The sequence below is a fragment of the Collinsella sp. AF04-24 genome, assembly GCF_003465685.1.
Taxonomy (GTDB): Bacteria; Actinomycetota; Coriobacteriia; order Coriobacteriales; family Coriobacteriaceae; genus Collinsella; species Collinsella aerofaciens_AP.
The window spans coordinates 1-16,331 of sequence record NZ_QSBK01000025.1 but is presented as its reverse complement, the minus strand read 5'-3'; the positions used below and the strand labels follow the sequence as shown (position 1 = coordinate 16,331).

Sequence of the window (16,331 nt, the reverse complement as noted above, 5' to 3'; positions counted from 1 at the left end):
AGCCCTTTACTACTCGGCGTCCTTCAGGGGCGGCATGGGCTTCCAGTTGGGATCCTTAACGATCTTGCGGGCGTCCTTCATGCCGCGACGCAGCGCCGGAATGCCGGTCTTAAAGCATTTGTCGACTGCTGCCAGACGAATGAACTCCTTGCAGAAGGTCGCGGCATTGCCCAGACGGAACAGCACGGGGTGGTAGTCGCCGTAGATCTGCATGTAGCGTGCCAGATAACCGCGGTTGCGCATGATGTAGTAGCGGTTGGTGTCGCTCGTGGAGTTGAGCTGGCGCTTGCCGGCGATATCCCAGTTAGAGACGGCGCGGGCGCGCTTGAGCACCACGTCGGCAACCACGGCGGCGGGGAAGTGCTGGCTGGCCACGTAGCCGTAGCAGGCATCGTCGCCGTAGATAAAGAAGCGCGCGTCGGGCAGGCCAATCTTGTCGACCACGCGGCGCGAGAACATGCCGCCCTCAAAGCACAGTTGGTTCATGGTGCGGTAGCCCTCGGGTCCCAAATCCCACTTGGCGATGGGGTTAGGGATGCCGAGCGAAAGGATGAGCTGGTACTGCCAAAAGAAGGCGCCGCCGTCAAAGTCCAGGCGCGAACCCTGAATGACGTCGTAACAGTCGGTCCACTTGGCCAAGCGCTCGATGCCTTCGGGGATGACGAGCACGTCGTCGTCCATCACCCAGAACCACTGGGCGCCCAGGTCGTAGGCGCATTTGGTGCCGGCGGAGAAGCCACCCGCGCCGCCACCGTTTTCAAGCTGCGGCGCGTATATAACGCGGTCGGTGCCACCCTGTGAATCGGGCTGGTCGGTGTCGATGCCCCACAGGTTGGCGAGGCGCTCGTTAAATGCGGTGCACATGGCCTCGGTCTCGCGCGAATTCTCGTTATCGACAATCACGATGCGCCAGGGCGTTGCCGTGAGCTCGGTCATGGAGTCGAACAAGTTGGCCAGGAGTTCCTGGCGCTTGTACGTGACGACAACGATGGCGAGCTTATCGATGGGGGCGGGAAGGGTTGAAGGCATGGGGCAATATATCCTTTCACGCGCGGCGCGCGAGCGCTGCGCGGAAGCTATCGAATACGTCCTTGGGACTGTCCTATTGTAAAGGCTCGGCGCACCTTGACGGCAAGCTTTGAATAAAACGCAGGAACCTGCTACGGGCCCGCCGCATGACGTGCGGCTACTTTGCCCGCAAGAGGCTCCATAGATTATATAAACGTCCGCTGGCGCGCTGACCCTTTGATACCATGAAACGACAGGTATTTCCTAAGGAGCACATTTGTCTACTAACGCCTCTGGCAGCCCTGTTCTGTCGCTGCTTATTCCCATTTACAATGTTCAGCGCTACCTGCGCGAGTGTCTCGATTCCGCCCTGGCGCAGACGCTCAAGGATATTGAGATCATCTGCATTAACGACGGGTCGACCGACAACTCGCCGGCGATTATCCGCGAGTATATGGAGCGCGATGGGCGCGTCAAGATGATCGACAAGGCCAACAGCGGCTACGGCGACTCGATGAACCACGGTCTGGAGATGGCGCGTGGCAAGTACGTTGGCATCTTGGAGTCCGATGACTTTATGGCGCCCGACGCACTCGAAAAGCTTGTCTCGGCCGCCGATAGCAATAATGCCGACTTTGCGAAGGCGAACTTTGATTTCTACTGGTCTAAGCCCGAGGAGCGCCGTTCGCTGCACGAGATGTTTAAGGCAAGGGATTGTGGCAAACCGGTGCATCCCAGCAATACGACGCAGTTCTTTAAGCAAAAACCGTCGATTTGGTCGGCCGTGTACCGTCGTGATTTTCTTGAGCGCAACGGTATCAAGTTCCTGCCGACTCCGGGGGCATCCTTTCAGGACACGTCATTCGCCTTTAAGGTGATCGCGTGCGCCGATAAGGCTGTTTACCTGCATGATGCCGTGTTGTCGTATCGCCAGGACAACGAGAATTCCTCGGTCAATTCTTCGGCTAAGGTCTTTTGCGTCAATACCGAGTATGCCGAGATTGAGCGTTGGATTCGAGAGGATTATGCCCGCGACCACGCAGGTGATGACGTCGCGCGCATGCTCAAGTTCAATCAGCTCATTAAGTACGATTCGTATATGTGGAACTATGTGCGCTTGGCGCCTAAGTTCTATAAGGAGTTCCTGGTGCAGATGGCCAAGGAATTTCAGGCGGCCTTGGACGCGGGGGAGTTTTCGCTTGACGATCTCAAGCCGTGGAAGCGCGCGAATCTCGCTGCCATCCTCAAAGATCCTGAGGGCTGGGTTGACGAGCATCCGAGCTTTGCGACGGATGGTGCCTTGGGGCGTGCTAAGTATTACGCCTCGGTTGGAGGCCCAGGCGTGGTCGCCGCCTTCCTCATCGAATCGCTGAGGGGGTAGGTCGGCATGGGAGAGGCCTCGGGTCCTAAAGCTACCATTGTCGTCCCCGTTTACAACTCTGCGCGCTCCATTCAGCGATGCCTCGATTCGCTGCTGGCTCAGTCCGAGCGCTCGATTCAGGTTGTCTGCGTCAACGACGGTTCGACTGATGATTCGTTGAACGTGTTGCGCCAGATCGCGCAGGCCGACGATCGCGTACTGGTGATTGACCAGGAAAACGCGGGCGTCTCGTGTGCTCGAAATGCCGGTATCGATGCCGCCGAGGGCGAGACCGTCTTTTTTGTGGACGCCGACGATTACATCGATGTCCAGACGGTCGAGCGTGTGCTGCATGCCATGGAGTCTGCAGATGCCGAGGCCGCCGTTTTTGGCGGCGTCTGTGAACCTGCCGATGCTGCCCCCAAACGCGTCCATCAACTCATGAGCCCCAAAGCTGGTACCTTCGGCGCCCGTGATTCCCAACTGCTGTTCCATTCGAATGCGCAGCCCTATGCCTGCCGTGCGGCTTTTTCGCGCGAGCTGCTTAATCGCGAAGGCATTCGCTTCGCCCCCGGTTTGGCTTTGGGCGAGGACGTCGTCTTCCAATTTGCGGCTTATGCGCTTGCCCGCAAGACCGTTGTCATGCCGGACAAGTTCTACCACTACGTGATGGAGAGCGAATCGGCGACGCACGAGTTCAACAGTGCCGAGGCTCGCGCCAAAAAGCTTGACGCCCACATGAGGATGCTCGAGGAGGTCTTGGAGGACTGGTCGGCCTACGGTCTTTTGGACCTGTGTCCCGGTGAGCTGATAACTTGGTTTTTGGACCTCATTGTGTTCGACCTGGCGCGCTTGGATGCCGATGACTTCCATCGCGTGGCGGCTCGCGTCAACATGGATCTCACGACGTTTTTGGGAACGGAGTGGGCGGATATGCCTGCTAAGGGCGCCGTTCGCCGTGTTGCCCACAAGCTCGTTGCGGCGACCACGGGCGTTTCGATGGCAGACGCCACGCTGTTTTATCTTTCGACTCGCGGTCTCAAAGCCTGCCTGGAGCGCTTTCTCTAATTCCAAGCGCTGCCGCCCGCCGCAACTCGGCTGCTAAAATAACCCTGTTACACGCTATTCAACAGGAGGTTCTCTTGCAGAACTCTGATACCCCTAAAGTTTCGCTGCTTGTTCCCATCTGCAATGTTGAGCGCTACCTGCGCGAGTGCCTCGATTCCGCCGTGGCGCAGACGCTCAAGGACATCGAGATTATCTGTATCAACGACGGCTCCACCGATAGCTCGCCAGATATCATCCGCGAGTACATGGAGCGCGACCCCCGTGTAAAGATGATCGACAAAGCTAACAGCGGCTACGGCGACTCGATGAACCGCGGCCTGGAGATGGCACGCGGTGAGTACGTGGGTATCCTTGAGTCTGATGACTTTATGTTTGAGGATTCGCTTCAAAAGCTGGTTGCCAAGGCCGATGCCGAGCATGCCGATGTGGTAAAGGGCGACTTTTACCTGTATTGGTCCACGCCCAGCGAGCGCCGTGAGCTGTTTGGGATCATCGACGAGCATATGACGGGCGCCGCGTATCGCCCCGTCGATCGCCCGGGCATCTTCTACCGCAAACCTTCCATTTGGTCGGCTATCTATCGGCGCGAGTTTCTCAACGACAATCAGATTCGGTTCCTTCCCACGCCGGGTGCTTCGTATCAGGATGCGGGTTTTAACTTTAAGGTCTGGGCATGCGCCGAGCGTGCCGCGTTTATTGCGGACCCCATTTTGTGCTATCGCCAAGATAACGAGAAGAGCTCCGTTAATTCGCCTAACAAGGTGTTTTGCGTGTGCGACGAATATGCCGAGATGCAACGCTTTTTGGATGAACGCCCCGAGCTTAAGGCTCAGCTTCAGGGCATTTTAATGCGCATGAAGGTCGATACGTACCGTTGGAATGATGAGCGCCTGGTCGATGAGTTGCGCGAGCAGTTTTGGGAGAAGGCCTCTCCCGAGCTCAAGTCCGATTGGGATGCCGGTCGCTTTGACCTGTCGCTGTTTGATCCGCGTGGCGAGACCGACTTGCGCCTGATGGTCAAATCGCCCCGCGCCTATATCGATTCGCGCTTTGACTTTAAGAAGCCGGGCAAGATCAATACGTTTAAGCACTACTTTAAGATCGGCGGCCTGCCGCTGGTCTGGCGCGTGCTGACGTATCAGCGCACCCACGGTGATAATCCGCACCCCGATGACGTTCCGGTCGCACAGTAGGAGCACTTGACTATGGCTACCCCCAAGATTTCCGTTGTCGTTCCCATCTATAACGTGGAGGAGTACCTAGCCTGGTGCCTGGACTCCCTGCTTGCGCAGGACATGCCCGATTGGGAAGGCGTACTGGTCAACGATGGCTCGCCGGACGGTTCGCGCGATATTGCGGCTGCCTATTGCGAAAAGGACGCGCGCTTTACGCTGGTCGATAAGCCCAACGGCGGCCTGTCGAGCGCCCGCAATGCGGGTATCGCTGCGTCCACGGCGCCTATTGTTGCTTTTTTGGATTCCGACGACCGCTTTACGCCCGATGCATGCCGCGTGATCGTCGATGCCTTTGAACGCGAGGATTGCGACGTGTTGACCTTTGGCGCGAATCCATATCCGCTCGAGGCGGGGTATCCGTGGCTTAACTATGTGCTGAGCCCACGCGATGTGTCGTTTGAGGGCTATAGCTCCGAACTGCTGTTTAGGGAAGCGTCTCGCCCCTTTGCATGGCGCACCGCCTGCAAACGTGAGTTTTTGCTGGGCAATGGGATCGTGTTCGATGAAACCGTTAAGTATGGCGAGGACCAGGTCTTCGATTTTGCCGTGTACGGTCGTTCGCGCAAGACCGCGCTTATCTCGAACAAGCTGTATGACTACCGTGTCGCGCGCAAAGGCTCACTTATGGACACCATGCGCTATGACGACGAGACGCGACTGCTGGAGCACGTGAAGATTTACTCCGCGGTGCTGGCTGACTGGCAGCGCGACGATCTCGATGTACAGCACGCCGATGACCTGGCGTACTTCCTATGCGATCTGGTGCTGTACGATGCGCTCAGGTTGCTGGGTTCGGACTGCGGCAAGGTGTTTGCCGCCGTTGCCGCGGCGCTTGCCGGTTCTGCCGTGGGCAGCGATGCTGCGCTCGCACAATGCGCTCCTTCTGTTGCCGCTATGGTGCGTGCGGCGCTTACCAGCAAGGCCCCCAATGCCCGTGAGTGCAAAAAGCTCATGTTCGATTACGACGTCTTGAGGTTTGGGCGCCTGGGTGCCTGCAAGCGCATGGCGGCGAACGCCCTGGGAAAGCGAGAAGTGTAGATGAGTATCAAGCGTTTGGCACTTTGCCGCAGTCAGGGCCGTCTGTTTGTGCTGCTTCGTTTTGCGGGTCAGGATGTCGCCGCGCTTATTGAGCGGGAGGGTTCTCAAGCGTTTGTCCATGCGGCGACGAGCGGTTCTTATGTGCCGTCGCTGGTGCTCCCGGTCGATCATGGCCGTGTGCTGGCGCTTTGCCCTTCCGTTTCCGATTACGAGCGCGAGCTCGCTGTCTTGGTGCTTCCGTTTTTGGATGGTTCCTCAATCGACATCGCATTTGCGTCCGGTGGTCAAAAGCTTGGCTCCATTCGCCTTGATAGCCGTATGGCCAAGCTGGAATCCAAGGTTAACTACAAAGCAAAGCCTGCGCTGTGTGCGCTTGTCCGCGATGCGCAGCGTGGCGAACACTGCGGCCGCTACGAGATCGATGCCATTCGCTATTTGCCGGCAGACGTCGGCGCGGTGTGGCGCTATGAGGTTACCTGGGTGGGAGACCCCCAGTGCGCACCTGAGCTCCAGATCTTCGATACGCATATGAATGCCATCGATGTCACCGTGCATGTGTTTGAATCGCAGGCCGATGTTCCCCAGCGCAACGGTTGCCGTGTCAATAAAACGTATCTGAGCGTAGAGATGCCTCAGGATATACGAGATTTTGTCGCGATCGTGAGCGATCCCACAGAGCGGATCCAAAGCGGGTTTTGCGCCATGGATGGTCGCCTGTACAACGGCATGGTCGACGACAGCTGGAACCGCATGAAGGACGCGCGCGCAGACGACGCAGCTTATCGACGTTGGTTTGAGCAGCATCGCGCAAAGCCGGGCGATTTGGCGTGCCAGCGTGTCGCTTCGGCGGCCTTTTCCTATAGGCCGCTCGTGAGCATTGTGGTGCCGTGCTACAAGACTGATCGGGTCTACCTGCGCGAGCTGCTGGATTCGGTGCTAGCCCAGAGCTATGGCAACTGGGAATTGCTGCTGATGGACGCCTCACCCGAATGGGATGCGGTGGCCGACCTTGCGGCGGACGCCAATGACGAGCGCGTTCGCCGCATCGAGTTGCCCGGCAACGGCGGCATTGTGGTCAACACCAACGCTGGTATTGAGCAAGCGACGGGCGACTACATCGCGTTCTTGGACCATGATGACATCCTGGAACCGGACGCGTTATTCCACTATGTTTCCGCGCTGAATAAGGCGGTCGAGGGCGAGCGTCCCCAGGTCCTGTTCTGCGATGAGGACATGTTCCAGAAAACGGGGGAGTGGGGCCAGCCGGTCTTTAAAACCAAACTCAACGTCGACCTGCTCTATAGCCATAACTGCGTGACGCATTTTCTGATGGTGGAGAAGGCGTTCATCGATCGTATTGGCATGTCGCCGGAAGACGTCGCGGGCGCCCAGGATTACGATCTGACGCTCCGCTGCTTGGCGGCGGGCGCGCGGTTTGAGCATGTTGCGCACGTGCTGTATCACTGGCGCGTGCACCCAGGCTCGACCGCCGACGGTTCTGCCGATAGCAAGCCCTATGCCATCGAGGCCGGACGCCTGGCCCTGCAGCGTCACTTTGGCTCGCTGGGCGTTCATGGAGCGGTCGAGGAGTCCGAAACTCCGTTTGTCTACCGTATGCGCTATGCGCTGCCAGAGCCTGCACCGCTGGTGAGCATTGTGATTCCCACCAAGGATCACGTCGAGACGCTCGACGCCTGCGTGATGTCGATCGCTCAGAAGGCCACGTATGCCAACTACGAGATCGTTTTGGTGGAGAACAACAGCGAAGTCCCAGAGACGTTTGCGTATTACGAAACCCTGCCGGAGCGCGTAACCGCTGCATCTGGTGGCAAGGGCAGCGCGCGCGTTGTGTACTGGCCGGGCGAGTTCAATTACTCCCAGATCATCAACTTTGGCGTTGAGCATGCTAAGGGCGACTATCTACTGCTGCTCAACAACGATACCGAGGTCATAAGCCCGGACTTTATCGAAGAGATGATGGGTTATCTGCAGCGTCCCGATGCGGGCGTGGTGGGTGCCAAACTCTATTTTGCCGATCATCTGGTGCAGCATGCCGGCATTTTGGTTGGCGTGCGTGGTGCGCTTGCCCATGCTAACCAGGACTTCTCGGCAAAGCGCGAGGGCTATCTTGCCCGCGCTGTGCGCCCGGGCAACTTTAGCGCCGTAACGGGTGCCTGCCAGATGGTGCGACGCGACGTATTTGAGCGCGTCGGCGGCTACAACGAGGAATTCGCCGTTGGCTTTAACGACGCAGACTTTTGCCTGCGCGTATGGGAGGCGGGCTACCACACCATCTATACGCCTTATGCCGAGCTGTATCACTACGAGTTCACCTCGCGCGGCAGGGAAGAGGCCAACGAGGAAAAGCTGCGCCGCTGGAAGCGCGAGCAAGCGCTGTTTATGCAGCGCTGGCCGGAGTTTTTCTTGACGGGTGATCCGTGGTTGGGGCCTAACTTATCTGCCGAGAGTGAGTATTTCTCGCTTTAGACAATGGTTTAACTGCTGTCGAGAACCGCTAAGACCACTAAGGGCTATGCCTATCTGGTGCAAATGGTCGGTTACTCCATTTGGCAGCGCGCCAACTTGCATCGTGCCAAAAGTGCCATTGTGAGCGAACACGATGTCACCGAAGGCATTGCGCTGGCAGAGGCTCGTTTTCACGATGTTGTTCACGAGCCCGCGATTTCTGGACTGGGACTTAACGATATCAAATACCTTTTGGCGATGTGCGAGGATAAACAACAGTCCAAATCAGCCGAGATTGCTAAGCGCATGGGTAAAAAGACCAATGAGATCAGCTCTATTAGGGCCAAATTGCTACAAAGAGAGGTTATTCAGGCACCACAGAGGGGCTACGTGCAGTTTGCCGTGCCGGACCTAGATATCTATCTGCGAGAGAATGCTGCGGAGATTCTCGAGCGGTTCTAAATCGAGGCATGAATAGCCGCCGGTTAACTGCCTTTGTCGACTTGGCTCGCGTCCCCCCCCAATCTAGTAGACTTTAAACCGTTGCTAGATTAGGGGGATTTTCAATGAAACGCTCCATGAAACTGGTTTCTGCGAGGACCTCGTGCTGGTGGGGGACGTCAGCACCGGCAAGACGCACATGGCCTCGGCGCTGTGCATGCTGGCGTGCGAGCGGAGGATGGAGGCCCGCTTCTTCACCGCGTCATCGCTCGTCATGCGGCTGCGGCGCGCCCGCGACGAGGGGCGCCTTGACCGTGAGGCCGCGCTCATCGGCTGCGCTAGGCTGCTCGTCATCGACGAGCTCGGCTTCCTGCCGCTGGATCTCGACGGCGCGCGCGCTCTTCTAGGTGTTCGCCGACGCCTACGAGCGGCAGTCGGTGGTCATCACCACGAACCTGGAGTTCAGCCGGTGGGGCGCGGTGTTCGGCGACGACCAGATGGCGGCGGCCGTGCGCATCGCCAGGGCCACGGCCATGTGGGTCTTGCCCCTGCCGGTCTTGCCGAAGAACACGAGGTCCTCGCGGGGGCCGACGAAGCCCAGCGAAAGCATGTCGTCGCGGCCCCAGCCCTCGGAGAACCGCACGTGCGACCAGTCGAACCCCTCGGCCGACTTGTGCACGGGGAGCCTCGCCTGCCTGAGCAGCCGTGCCCTCTTGGTCGCGTCCCTGTGCGCGAGCTCGGCCTCGAGCATGGCCCTGCAGCTCGCCACCTGCGTCCTCTATCTTGTCCACGTCGATCATTCCCTCCTGCCTTTGCTCGTTGCCGATACGACGCACCGACAACGTTAAGGCATGCGGTCTGGTCGGCGTGGCCGTGCTCAAAACCGAAAAACTATCGTGCTCAATTCTGAAAATCGGATGTGATCAAACCCGCAATCACGACGTTAACAAACACAAATAGGCCGGCGCCAACGACAGGCTCGCCCCGTCGAGGCGGGCTGGGATATAATTTCCTAGAAGGAGGCCAAGGGAGGTTCGATGAAGAAGGGCATGAGCATCAATTCCCTCATGAAGCACATGAGGACGAATCACGGTATGGAGGATTTGCGGGGGAGCGACAGAAAGATACTGCTGAGAAACATGGGCTATTTCCATGGCTATAAAGGCTTCCGGTTTGTCCGAAAGCCCAAAAATGCGCTCCCCCTCCCTTCGTTCGATGCACTCATGGACATATACGGGTTCGATTCCGCCATCAAGGCTGCAATCTACCCGGAGATAATGTTCATCGAAACGGCGGTTAAAAACATAGTCTTGGCCAGAATACTTGAGAACATAGAGGACCCCGGGCTGGCGACCTTCTTAAAGCGCGGCCTCCGGACATGCAGGGATGTCAACGGAAGGGTCGTGAACGGGCAGATGGGGGAAAAGCTCAAGCTCAAGAGCCAGCTTCAGAACATCGTGAGACGGAGTTACAAAAACGATCTCGTGAAGCATTATGTCGATCGCGACGATGACGCGCCCGTTTGGAGCATTTTCGAGGTGATGACCCTCGGCGATCTCACAAGCGTATGCAGAAGCCTTCCCGATGAAATCCTCGCCGATATCGCAAGCGACCTAGGTCTCTTACATGCGAACCCCGGCATCGTCATCAACATCGTCGAGACGATTCGTCCCTTAAGGAACGCGGTCGCCCATAACGGGGCGGTATTTGATTCGAGGTTCAGCCAATCGGTTAAGTATCCCAAGACCGACAGAAACCTGGCCGCGGTTGGCGAGCTTCTCGATGAGGATCTTTCTATCGGGTACAGGTTGAATTTCAATTCCATAATCGACTACATCGTTCTCCTGGCCTACCTATTGACCTTGCTAACGCATCAGAAGAAGCGTTCCAGAGATTTTCTTCGGAAATGCCTGCGGGAGCTCGAGAAGCTCGAGAGCGCTGTCGGGGTTGATACGTACATGATGATCGTCGGAAGCGGTGACCGGCAGAAATACGGATTTATTGAGGGGTTCATCGATGGCTACGGGCGCAAGCGGTGACGTTCCTTCCGTGTGCTAATATGTGTAGAGAGAAACGGCGAAACGCCGTGGGAGGGGCCGATCAGTCGACTCCTCCCTTTTAATATGAGTTGAACATTGCCAAGAGGCAAAACCGGCCCGGCCGCCCGCGGAGCTACCGCGCACGGCCGGGCCTACCTATCTTCACCCCTGTATCACTACGAGTTCACCTCGCGCGGCAGGGAAGAGGCCAACGAGGAAAAGCTGCGCCGCTGGAAGCGTGAGCAAGCACTGTTCATGCAGCGCTGGTCGGAGTTCTTCCTCAGCGGCGATCCGTGGTTGGGGCCAAACCTATCTGCCGAGAGCGAGTATTTCTCGTATTAAGGCAATGGGTTTAGGAAGTCCTGAACTTTCTTTCGCTATGAGCTTGGAAGAAAGCAATGGTGGACTATTAACTAAGTCATATTACGAAAGCTCGATACTTCCGCGATAAGTTTATACAGCCTTATATAACTCGATATTATTCGATATAGTCTGCGATAATTATTTAACCGATGATTGGCTGTTAATCGATTCCCTAGAAAGGCAAACAAGTGAGCGCCACAGCATTCCATAATCCGTTTCGTCCCACTGCCGGCGCTGAGCCTCCGCGCATAATTGGTCGTGATGATATTGCCCTTGAGTTTACCGAGAGTTTGAATGCGGGAATTGGTGCACCTGCGAGGCTCATGCGTATTGCTGGACCGAGGGGCTCCGGAAAAACTGTTTTGCTCTGCGATCTTAGGGATCGTGCGCGAGAGCTTGGATGGAAGACCGCTATTGTTTCTGCTGGCCCTAACCTATTGCTGGACTTGAAGGATCAGGTTGCTGATTCTTCCCTTGCGGCCAATGCTTCGGTCGGTGTAAACGCCGGCTTTGTTTCTGCGAAAGTCGATGTTGCACCCAAAGAGTCGAGCCTTAGAAAGTTGCTAAGTTCGGCGGCGAAGTCATCCGAGGGTCTTTTTATTGCCATCGATGAAGTTCAGGACGCTCCGATTGACGATATGCGTGCCATTGCGTCTACGGTTCAGCTTTTGATAGGGGAAAAAGTAGATATCGCACTTGCCTTTGCCGGGTTACCCGCCGGTGTTATGGATCTTATTAACGGCAAGGCGCTTACGTTCTTGCGTCGTGCCCTCCCCGAAGATCTGGCGCCTATCAACCAGGTGGAGGTAGCGCTCTCTATGGGCGATAGCTTTGTCGCGACTGGCTTGACCATAGAGGACAATCTCCTGTCGAGAGCCGCTAAGGCCACTAAGGGCTATGCCTATCTGGTGCAACTGGTCGGTTATTCCATTTGGCAGCGCGCCAACTTGCATCGTGCCAAAAGTGCCATTGTGAGCGAGCGCGACGTCACCGAAGGCATTGCGCTGGCAGAGGCTCGTTTTCACGATGTTGTTCACGAGCCCGCGATTTCTGGACTGGGGCTCAACGATATCAAATACCTTTTGGCCATGTGCGAGGATAAACAACAGTCCAAATCATCCGAGATTGCTAAGCGCATGGGTAAAAAGACCAATGAGGTCAGCTCCATTAGGGCAAAATTGCTACAAAGAGAGGTTATTCAGGCACCACAGAGGGGCTACGTGCAGTTTGCCGTGCCGGACCTAGATATCTATCTGCGAGAGAACGCCGAGGAGATTCTCGAACGGTTCTAGGTCGAGTGAGGGCGACGTCATGTTCTTTAAGACTGCTATCAGCGTCGATTGCCATATCGGGTTTTTCTGGGGCGGCAGTCCCCGTGATAATAGAGATGTGGCATTCATCGTCGCCCGCTAATCAGATTTCGTCTATCTATAACATTGCGTGTTTTAATTTGCAGGAACAAAGATATCATTCGCAAAGCGTGAGGGTTATCTTGCCCGTGCACAACTGTTTTCGTTGCTAGACACCAAAAGCAACCCTTTTAGTTGCATGAGACATAATGCAACTGTTTTCGTTGCTATATACCAAACGCAACCCTTTTAGTTGCAAGAGACAAAATGCAACGGTTTTCGTTGCCTGATGCCAAACGCAACTCTTATTATGTAGTTGTTAGCTTTCTCACATACATTCATTTACAACAGGCATCTACGAATTCAGCCGTCTCATATATTCCTTATAAGGCATGAGAAAATGAACCCGATACATGGTATTCAGCGCTAAAAGAGACGAAATGGACATACCGTCTCTATGCTGCCGATACGGCATCGCGAACAACCCCTTCGCGCGGTTGCCCTTGCCCTTGAGCGACTCAGGGAAGTAGATCTCGTCGAGCTCGCCGCCGCAGCCCCGCCCGGCCCTGAATGGGGGCAGTGGGCCGAGAGGCACTCGATCAGCCTATGGCGCATGGCGTAGGCGGTCTTGAGGCAGACGCGGCTGCGCTCGACCTCGTAGGCGGAGCCGGCCGTGTCGTCGAACGCCGCCGCGCGGATCACGTCCCTGACGGACTCAATCGCGCGGCGGCGCTCGGTCCCGCTCAGCTTCGCCATGTCCCGTTTGAAGGCGATTACCAGGTCCTCGGCGTTCATGCTGCCCCGCGGTCTACGAGGCTAACGATATGGCGCCGTGGGGACAGATGTGTGTCAATCCTGGTCTAACAGAGCTTTTTTAATTGACGCGCCCATATAAATCTTTTCTGCATACTCGACTGCTTCTGCGGCCTCTGCGGCGCTCCGTCATTGGTAAAGCGAACTGACAGAGAGGGGAGTTCGATGTCATAGCTGGTGTCATCATCGGAGGATAAGATTGCTTGATAGCTATATGTTTTCATCTCTAGTCATCTCAGGCTATTATAGATATATCCGTTGGCAGCTTTTACGATTACCGGTACGTTCCAATCGGAATCATTTTTGGTAGTTGATAGACATGGCTTCTGCTTCGTATGTGTATTCAGTTTTTATGCACTGGATAAAATCAACTGCATCTAATTTAGCTAGATCGGGAAGCGACATTGCATGGTACTAAACTTGACACAGAAAGAAGCATATCGGGAGACACTTGCTAATCTCGTTGCTAAGCAAAACGATGGCGCTTCAATTGTTTCCGCTGAGAAGGAGCTGGAAGATCTATCGACTTCTCTCGTCCCACGAATGCTTTACCGCTATCGACCTCCAACTGAATACGCTTTTGCCGACCTAGAAAACGCGACTGTTACATTTTCTCATCCAAGGGTTTTCAGTGATCAGCGCGACTCGGTACCGATCTATAACTGGAATGGTATAGATGAAATCGATAGTTATCTCAATGATGATGAACAAGCGTTAGAGATAATAAATCAAATTGATTTTAGACGACTTGCGTTTGTTTCAGGGGTTCTGGGGGTTCCTTTAAATCCAGCAAGAATAGATGAGTTTGAGATACTATCCGATGAGGGGAGAGTTAGCCTTTTTCGCTCGGCTGTTAAAAACTTGCGCTTATTTGTTGGAGGATTTGTTGTTCCAGTTCATCAGAATAGCTGCCGAAATTGTTGTCGCATTTTGTGCCTAACAGACAATCCTAGCGATTCGAATATGTGGAATGTATATTCCGGAAGCCAAGCGGGTTTCGTTCTTGCTTACGACAGAGAAGCTATTCGCAATTGTAATATTGCTAACGGAATGCGTACTGAAGTATTGCCAATTTTATATGATGACAAACCATTTAATTGCGACCCTCAAATTGCTTGGACTGCTGCTAGGATGCTTGGTCTTAATGTGAGCAGTGATGACATGCTTAGTGATCTACGGGCAATTTACAGAAAGGGCAGTGCGTTTGAGTGGGAGAACGAATATCGTGCCCGTCTTGTACCAGAGCCAGATGAGCTTGAGATGAATTATGTACAACGCTCATGCAAGCCGTTGCGAGTTATTCTTGGGAGCAGGATGACTCAAGAGGATAAAGAGCTTTGCATTTGTGCGGCGAATAAACTGGATATTCCTGTAGATGAACAGTGATAGTTATCCGTTAATAGTGCCGTATAGTCATTTGTTTGTCAGCTGAATCGTGTACTAGTAGACTCCTGAGTTGGCGATTGCTATATCTACTGGGGCATTTCGAAAGATAATTTGGGTTGATCCGTGGCTTGGGGCAAACCTATCCTCCGAGAGCGAGTACTTCTTGCTTCGGCGCGAAGCAATCCCAGGATCCGGCATAGTACGCTCAAGAGCCGCGAGTGCGGTGGAAGGTTTAGCCTCGTTATTGGTTTTTGGTGGTGTTATATCTGTTTGAATTTAATTCATAGGACTGTAGGGCGTCAAAGCTGGCGGCTCTCCCCGATGGATGGATGATTTTCAATAAACCATATCTTTAGTGAAATCTAATGGATATAATTTTTTGGACTTATAGGAGCGGCGTATGGATGAGTTGAGTCGAGCGCATTATGATATGGAATCTATTGTTTCAAATATCGTGACTATTTTGGAAAACTGTAAAAGTATCGGAGATTCATTGGGGCTGCCGATGGATGCAGTAAGCATCGTGTTTGATGAAACGTTGGACGGCATTTCATTCTTCAAGGCCGTCAAAGCGGTGGCTTCAATCCCTGATCAGCTCTTTTTTAATAAGGTTGAACGCTTTCTTGTCGGACTGGATTCCGTCGATGACGAACAGCGTCGTTCGTTCTTTGCTAAGAACGAGAAGAAGTTGATCGAGAATTTTGAAACTACCTTGAATTTGATCAATAAAGTTGAAGACAGACGAAAGGTGGATTATCTAAGTAAGCTGTTCTCGGCCTTCATTGAGGAAAGCATAGGATACAACGAGTATTTGAGGCTTGCTGGTTTGGTTGCAAATACTCCTTCTACTGATTTGCAGGCGCTTTGCTCCTTAGATTTACGTGGTGACATACATCTCAATGATGTCGAGAAAGAATCTCTCGCGCAGAACGGCTGGCTGATATACGCCGGGCAAGCAGTTCTTGAATTTGATTCATTAAGCGAGAATGACCTTCAGAAATCTGATGATCAGCTATATAAGGCCAGCAAATCTGCTGTCAGTTTTGTGAACCTGATGCGCAGCAAGACTGATAAGGGTCCTATTTAGACCTCAATTTCCTTCAGGCCCGTGCGTAGCCTGCTTTAGAGGCTTGAGTTGTAGATAACACTTTTTGAGCCTTGCTCCGTGTGACAGCACGTAAAAGCTGTACTGTGTTTGGGCAGGTAAAAGTCCAAGACGATTAGATATCCGAGAGGATATCGAGCCCGCGCCTGGGGCTTTAATTCCGGCGACAATTAGGTTTCCATGAGGATATCGCGGCTGACAGCCAACAGAAAACCGCCCTATACGCTCCTTCCGCGCGCCGCCTGCTCAAACGATTTGCGTCGAATTGCCTGCTGCTATGGCCTGTCCGTGCGTTTTGCTGGGCGGGCCTTCTTTTACCGCGGACCCGGAGAGCATGTTTGTAGGCAACGTTGCGTGCTGCGAGCCAGGTGTTTCGGGCGTCGACTGAGCGTGGATTGATGTCGGTCATCTGGAACTCAAAGGTTATACGGATGAGGCCATTGGCGCCTAAGGTGATCTTGTGGCTAACAGTTCGGCGCACCATGGCTTGGCTCGCGTCCCCCCAATCTAGTAGACTCTAAACCGTTGCTAGATTAGGGGGATTTTCCATGAAACGCTCCATGAAACGAGTTTCCGGGGCCGCCGCCGTCCTCGCGGTCGCGGCCGCCCTGGCCCTGTGCGGGCCCGCGGCCTACGCCGCCCCCGCCGCGGCGGGGGACA

13 protein-coding genes and 1 pseudogene are annotated in these 16,331 nt (G+C 54.8%); 12 read left to right on the top strand and 2 right to left on the bottom strand.

What is annotated here, in order from left to right; translation table 11 throughout:
* Positions 1 to 9 precede the first annotated feature (9 nt).
* Entirely contained in the window at positions 10 to 1,029 is a 1,020-nt protein-coding gene (locus DWV32_RS09085) for a glycosyltransferase (protein WP_117716833.1), read from the bottom strand.
* 256 nt (positions 1,030 to 1,285) lie between these two features.
* On the opposite strand from DWV32_RS09085, the gene DWV32_RS09080 reads away from it, so the two are divergent.
* The 7 genes and pseudogenes from DWV32_RS09080 to DWV32_RS10565 form a co-directional block, all read left to right on the top strand.
* Entirely contained in the window at positions 1,286 to 2,389 is a 1,104-nt protein-coding gene (locus DWV32_RS09080; RefSeq protein WP_117757944.1) for a glycosyltransferase, read from the top strand.
* Positions 2,390 to 2,395: 6 nt separating this feature from the next.
* Positions 2,396 to 3,436 (top strand): glycosyltransferase family 2 protein, encoded by a 1,041-nt coding sequence (locus tag DWV32_RS09075; RefSeq protein WP_117757943.1) that lies wholly within the window; start codon positions 2,396 to 2,398, stop codon positions 3,434 to 3,436.
* 74 nt (positions 3,437 to 3,510) lie between these two features.
* Complete coding sequence (locus DWV32_RS09070; RefSeq protein ID WP_158566132.1) at positions 3,511 to 4,629, top strand: glycosyltransferase family 2 protein; 1,119 nt, start codon at positions 3,511 to 3,513, stop codon at positions 4,627 to 4,629.
* A gap of 12 nt (positions 4,630 to 4,641) precedes the next feature.
* Positions 4,642 to 5,709: a glycosyltransferase family 2 protein gene (locus DWV32_RS09065; RefSeq protein WP_117757941.1), complete on the top strand. Its 1,068-nt coding sequence runs from the start codon at positions 4,642 to 4,644 to the stop codon at positions 5,707 to 5,709.
* Entirely contained in the window at positions 5,710 to 8,196 is a 2,487-nt protein-coding gene (locus DWV32_RS09060; protein WP_117757940.1) for a glycosyltransferase, read from the top strand.
* A gap of 120 nt (positions 8,197 to 8,316) precedes the next feature.
* Complete coding sequence (locus DWV32_RS09055; protein ID WP_187361856.1) at positions 8,317 to 8,637, top strand: hypothetical protein; 321 nt, start codon at positions 8,317 to 8,319, stop codon at positions 8,635 to 8,637.
* Between the two features lie 178 nt (positions 8,638 to 8,815).
* Positions 8,816 to 9,068, top strand: a pseudogene (locus DWV32_RS10565) (ATP-binding protein); the annotation flags it as partial.
* Here the strand turns inward: DWV32_RS10565 and DWV32_RS09045 are convergent.
* Positions 9,038 to 9,367: an ATP-binding protein gene (locus DWV32_RS09045; protein ID WP_117757953.1), complete on the bottom strand. Its 330-nt coding sequence runs from the start codon at positions 9,365 to 9,367 to the stop codon at positions 9,038 to 9,040. The pseudogene DWV32_RS10565 and the gene DWV32_RS09045 overlap by 31 nt on opposite strands.
* Positions 9,368 to 9,653: 286 nt before the next feature.
* Between DWV32_RS09045 and DWV32_RS09040 the strand changes: the two genes are divergently transcribed.
* From DWV32_RS09040 to DWV32_RS09015, 5 genes are all read left to right on the top strand, one after another.
* Positions 9,654 to 10,655, top strand: a complete 1,002-nt coding sequence (locus tag DWV32_RS09040) for an Abi family protein (protein ID WP_117757939.1) — start codon at positions 9,654 to 9,656, stop codon at positions 10,653 to 10,655.
* A gap of 96 nt (positions 10,656 to 10,751) precedes the next feature.
* Positions 10,752 to 10,997, top strand: coding sequence for a hypothetical protein (locus DWV32_RS09035; protein ID WP_117757938.1), 246 nt, complete (start codon positions 10,752 to 10,754; stop codon positions 10,995 to 10,997).
* A 209-nt stretch (positions 10,998 to 11,206) separates the two neighbouring features.
* Positions 11,207 to 12,310 carry an ATP-binding protein gene (locus DWV32_RS09030; protein WP_231500720.1) on the top strand — a complete coding sequence of 368 codons (1,104 nt, stop codon included), beginning with the start codon at positions 11,207 to 11,209 and terminating at the stop codon, positions 12,308 to 12,310.
* 1,290 nt (positions 12,311 to 13,600) lie between these two features.
* Positions 13,601 to 14,566, top strand: a complete 966-nt coding sequence (locus tag DWV32_RS09020) for a DUF2971 domain-containing protein (RefSeq protein ID WP_158566130.1) — start codon at positions 13,601 to 13,603, stop codon at positions 14,564 to 14,566.
* 400 nt (positions 14,567 to 14,966) lie between these two features.
* Complete coding sequence (locus tag DWV32_RS09015) at positions 14,967 to 15,653, top strand: hypothetical protein (protein WP_117757935.1); 687 nt, start codon at positions 14,967 to 14,969, stop codon at positions 15,651 to 15,653.
* Positions 15,654 to 16,331 lie beyond the last annotated feature (678 nt).

Excerpts from the sequence above, each read along its gene's own strand:
- DWV32_RS09085 (WP_117716833.1), bottom strand. The coding sequence starts at position 1,029 with ATGCCTTCAACCCTTCCCGCCCCCATCGATAAGCTCGCCATCGTTGTC.
- DWV32_RS09075 (WP_117757943.1), top strand. The coding sequence starts at position 2,396 with ATGGGAGAGGCCTCGGGTCCTAAAGCTACCATTGTCGTCCCCGTTTAC.
- DWV32_RS09065 (WP_117757941.1), top strand. The coding sequence starts at position 4,642 with ATGGCTACCCCCAAGATTTCCGTTGTCGTTCCCATCTATAACGTGGAG.
- DWV32_RS09060 (WP_117757940.1), top strand. The coding sequence starts at position 5,710 with ATGAGTATCAAGCGTTTGGCACTTTGCCGCAGTCAGGGCCGTCTGTTT.
- DWV32_RS09045 (WP_117757953.1), bottom strand. The coding sequence starts at position 9,367 with ATGCTCGAGGCCGAGCTCGCGCACAGGGACGCGACCAAGAGGGCACGG.
- DWV32_RS09040 (WP_117757939.1), top strand. The coding sequence starts at position 9,654 with ATGAAGAAGGGCATGAGCATCAATTCCCTCATGAAGCACATGAGGACG.
- DWV32_RS09015 (WP_117757935.1), top strand. The coding sequence starts at position 14,967 with ATGGATGAGTTGAGTCGAGCGCATTATGATATGGAATCTATTGTTTCA.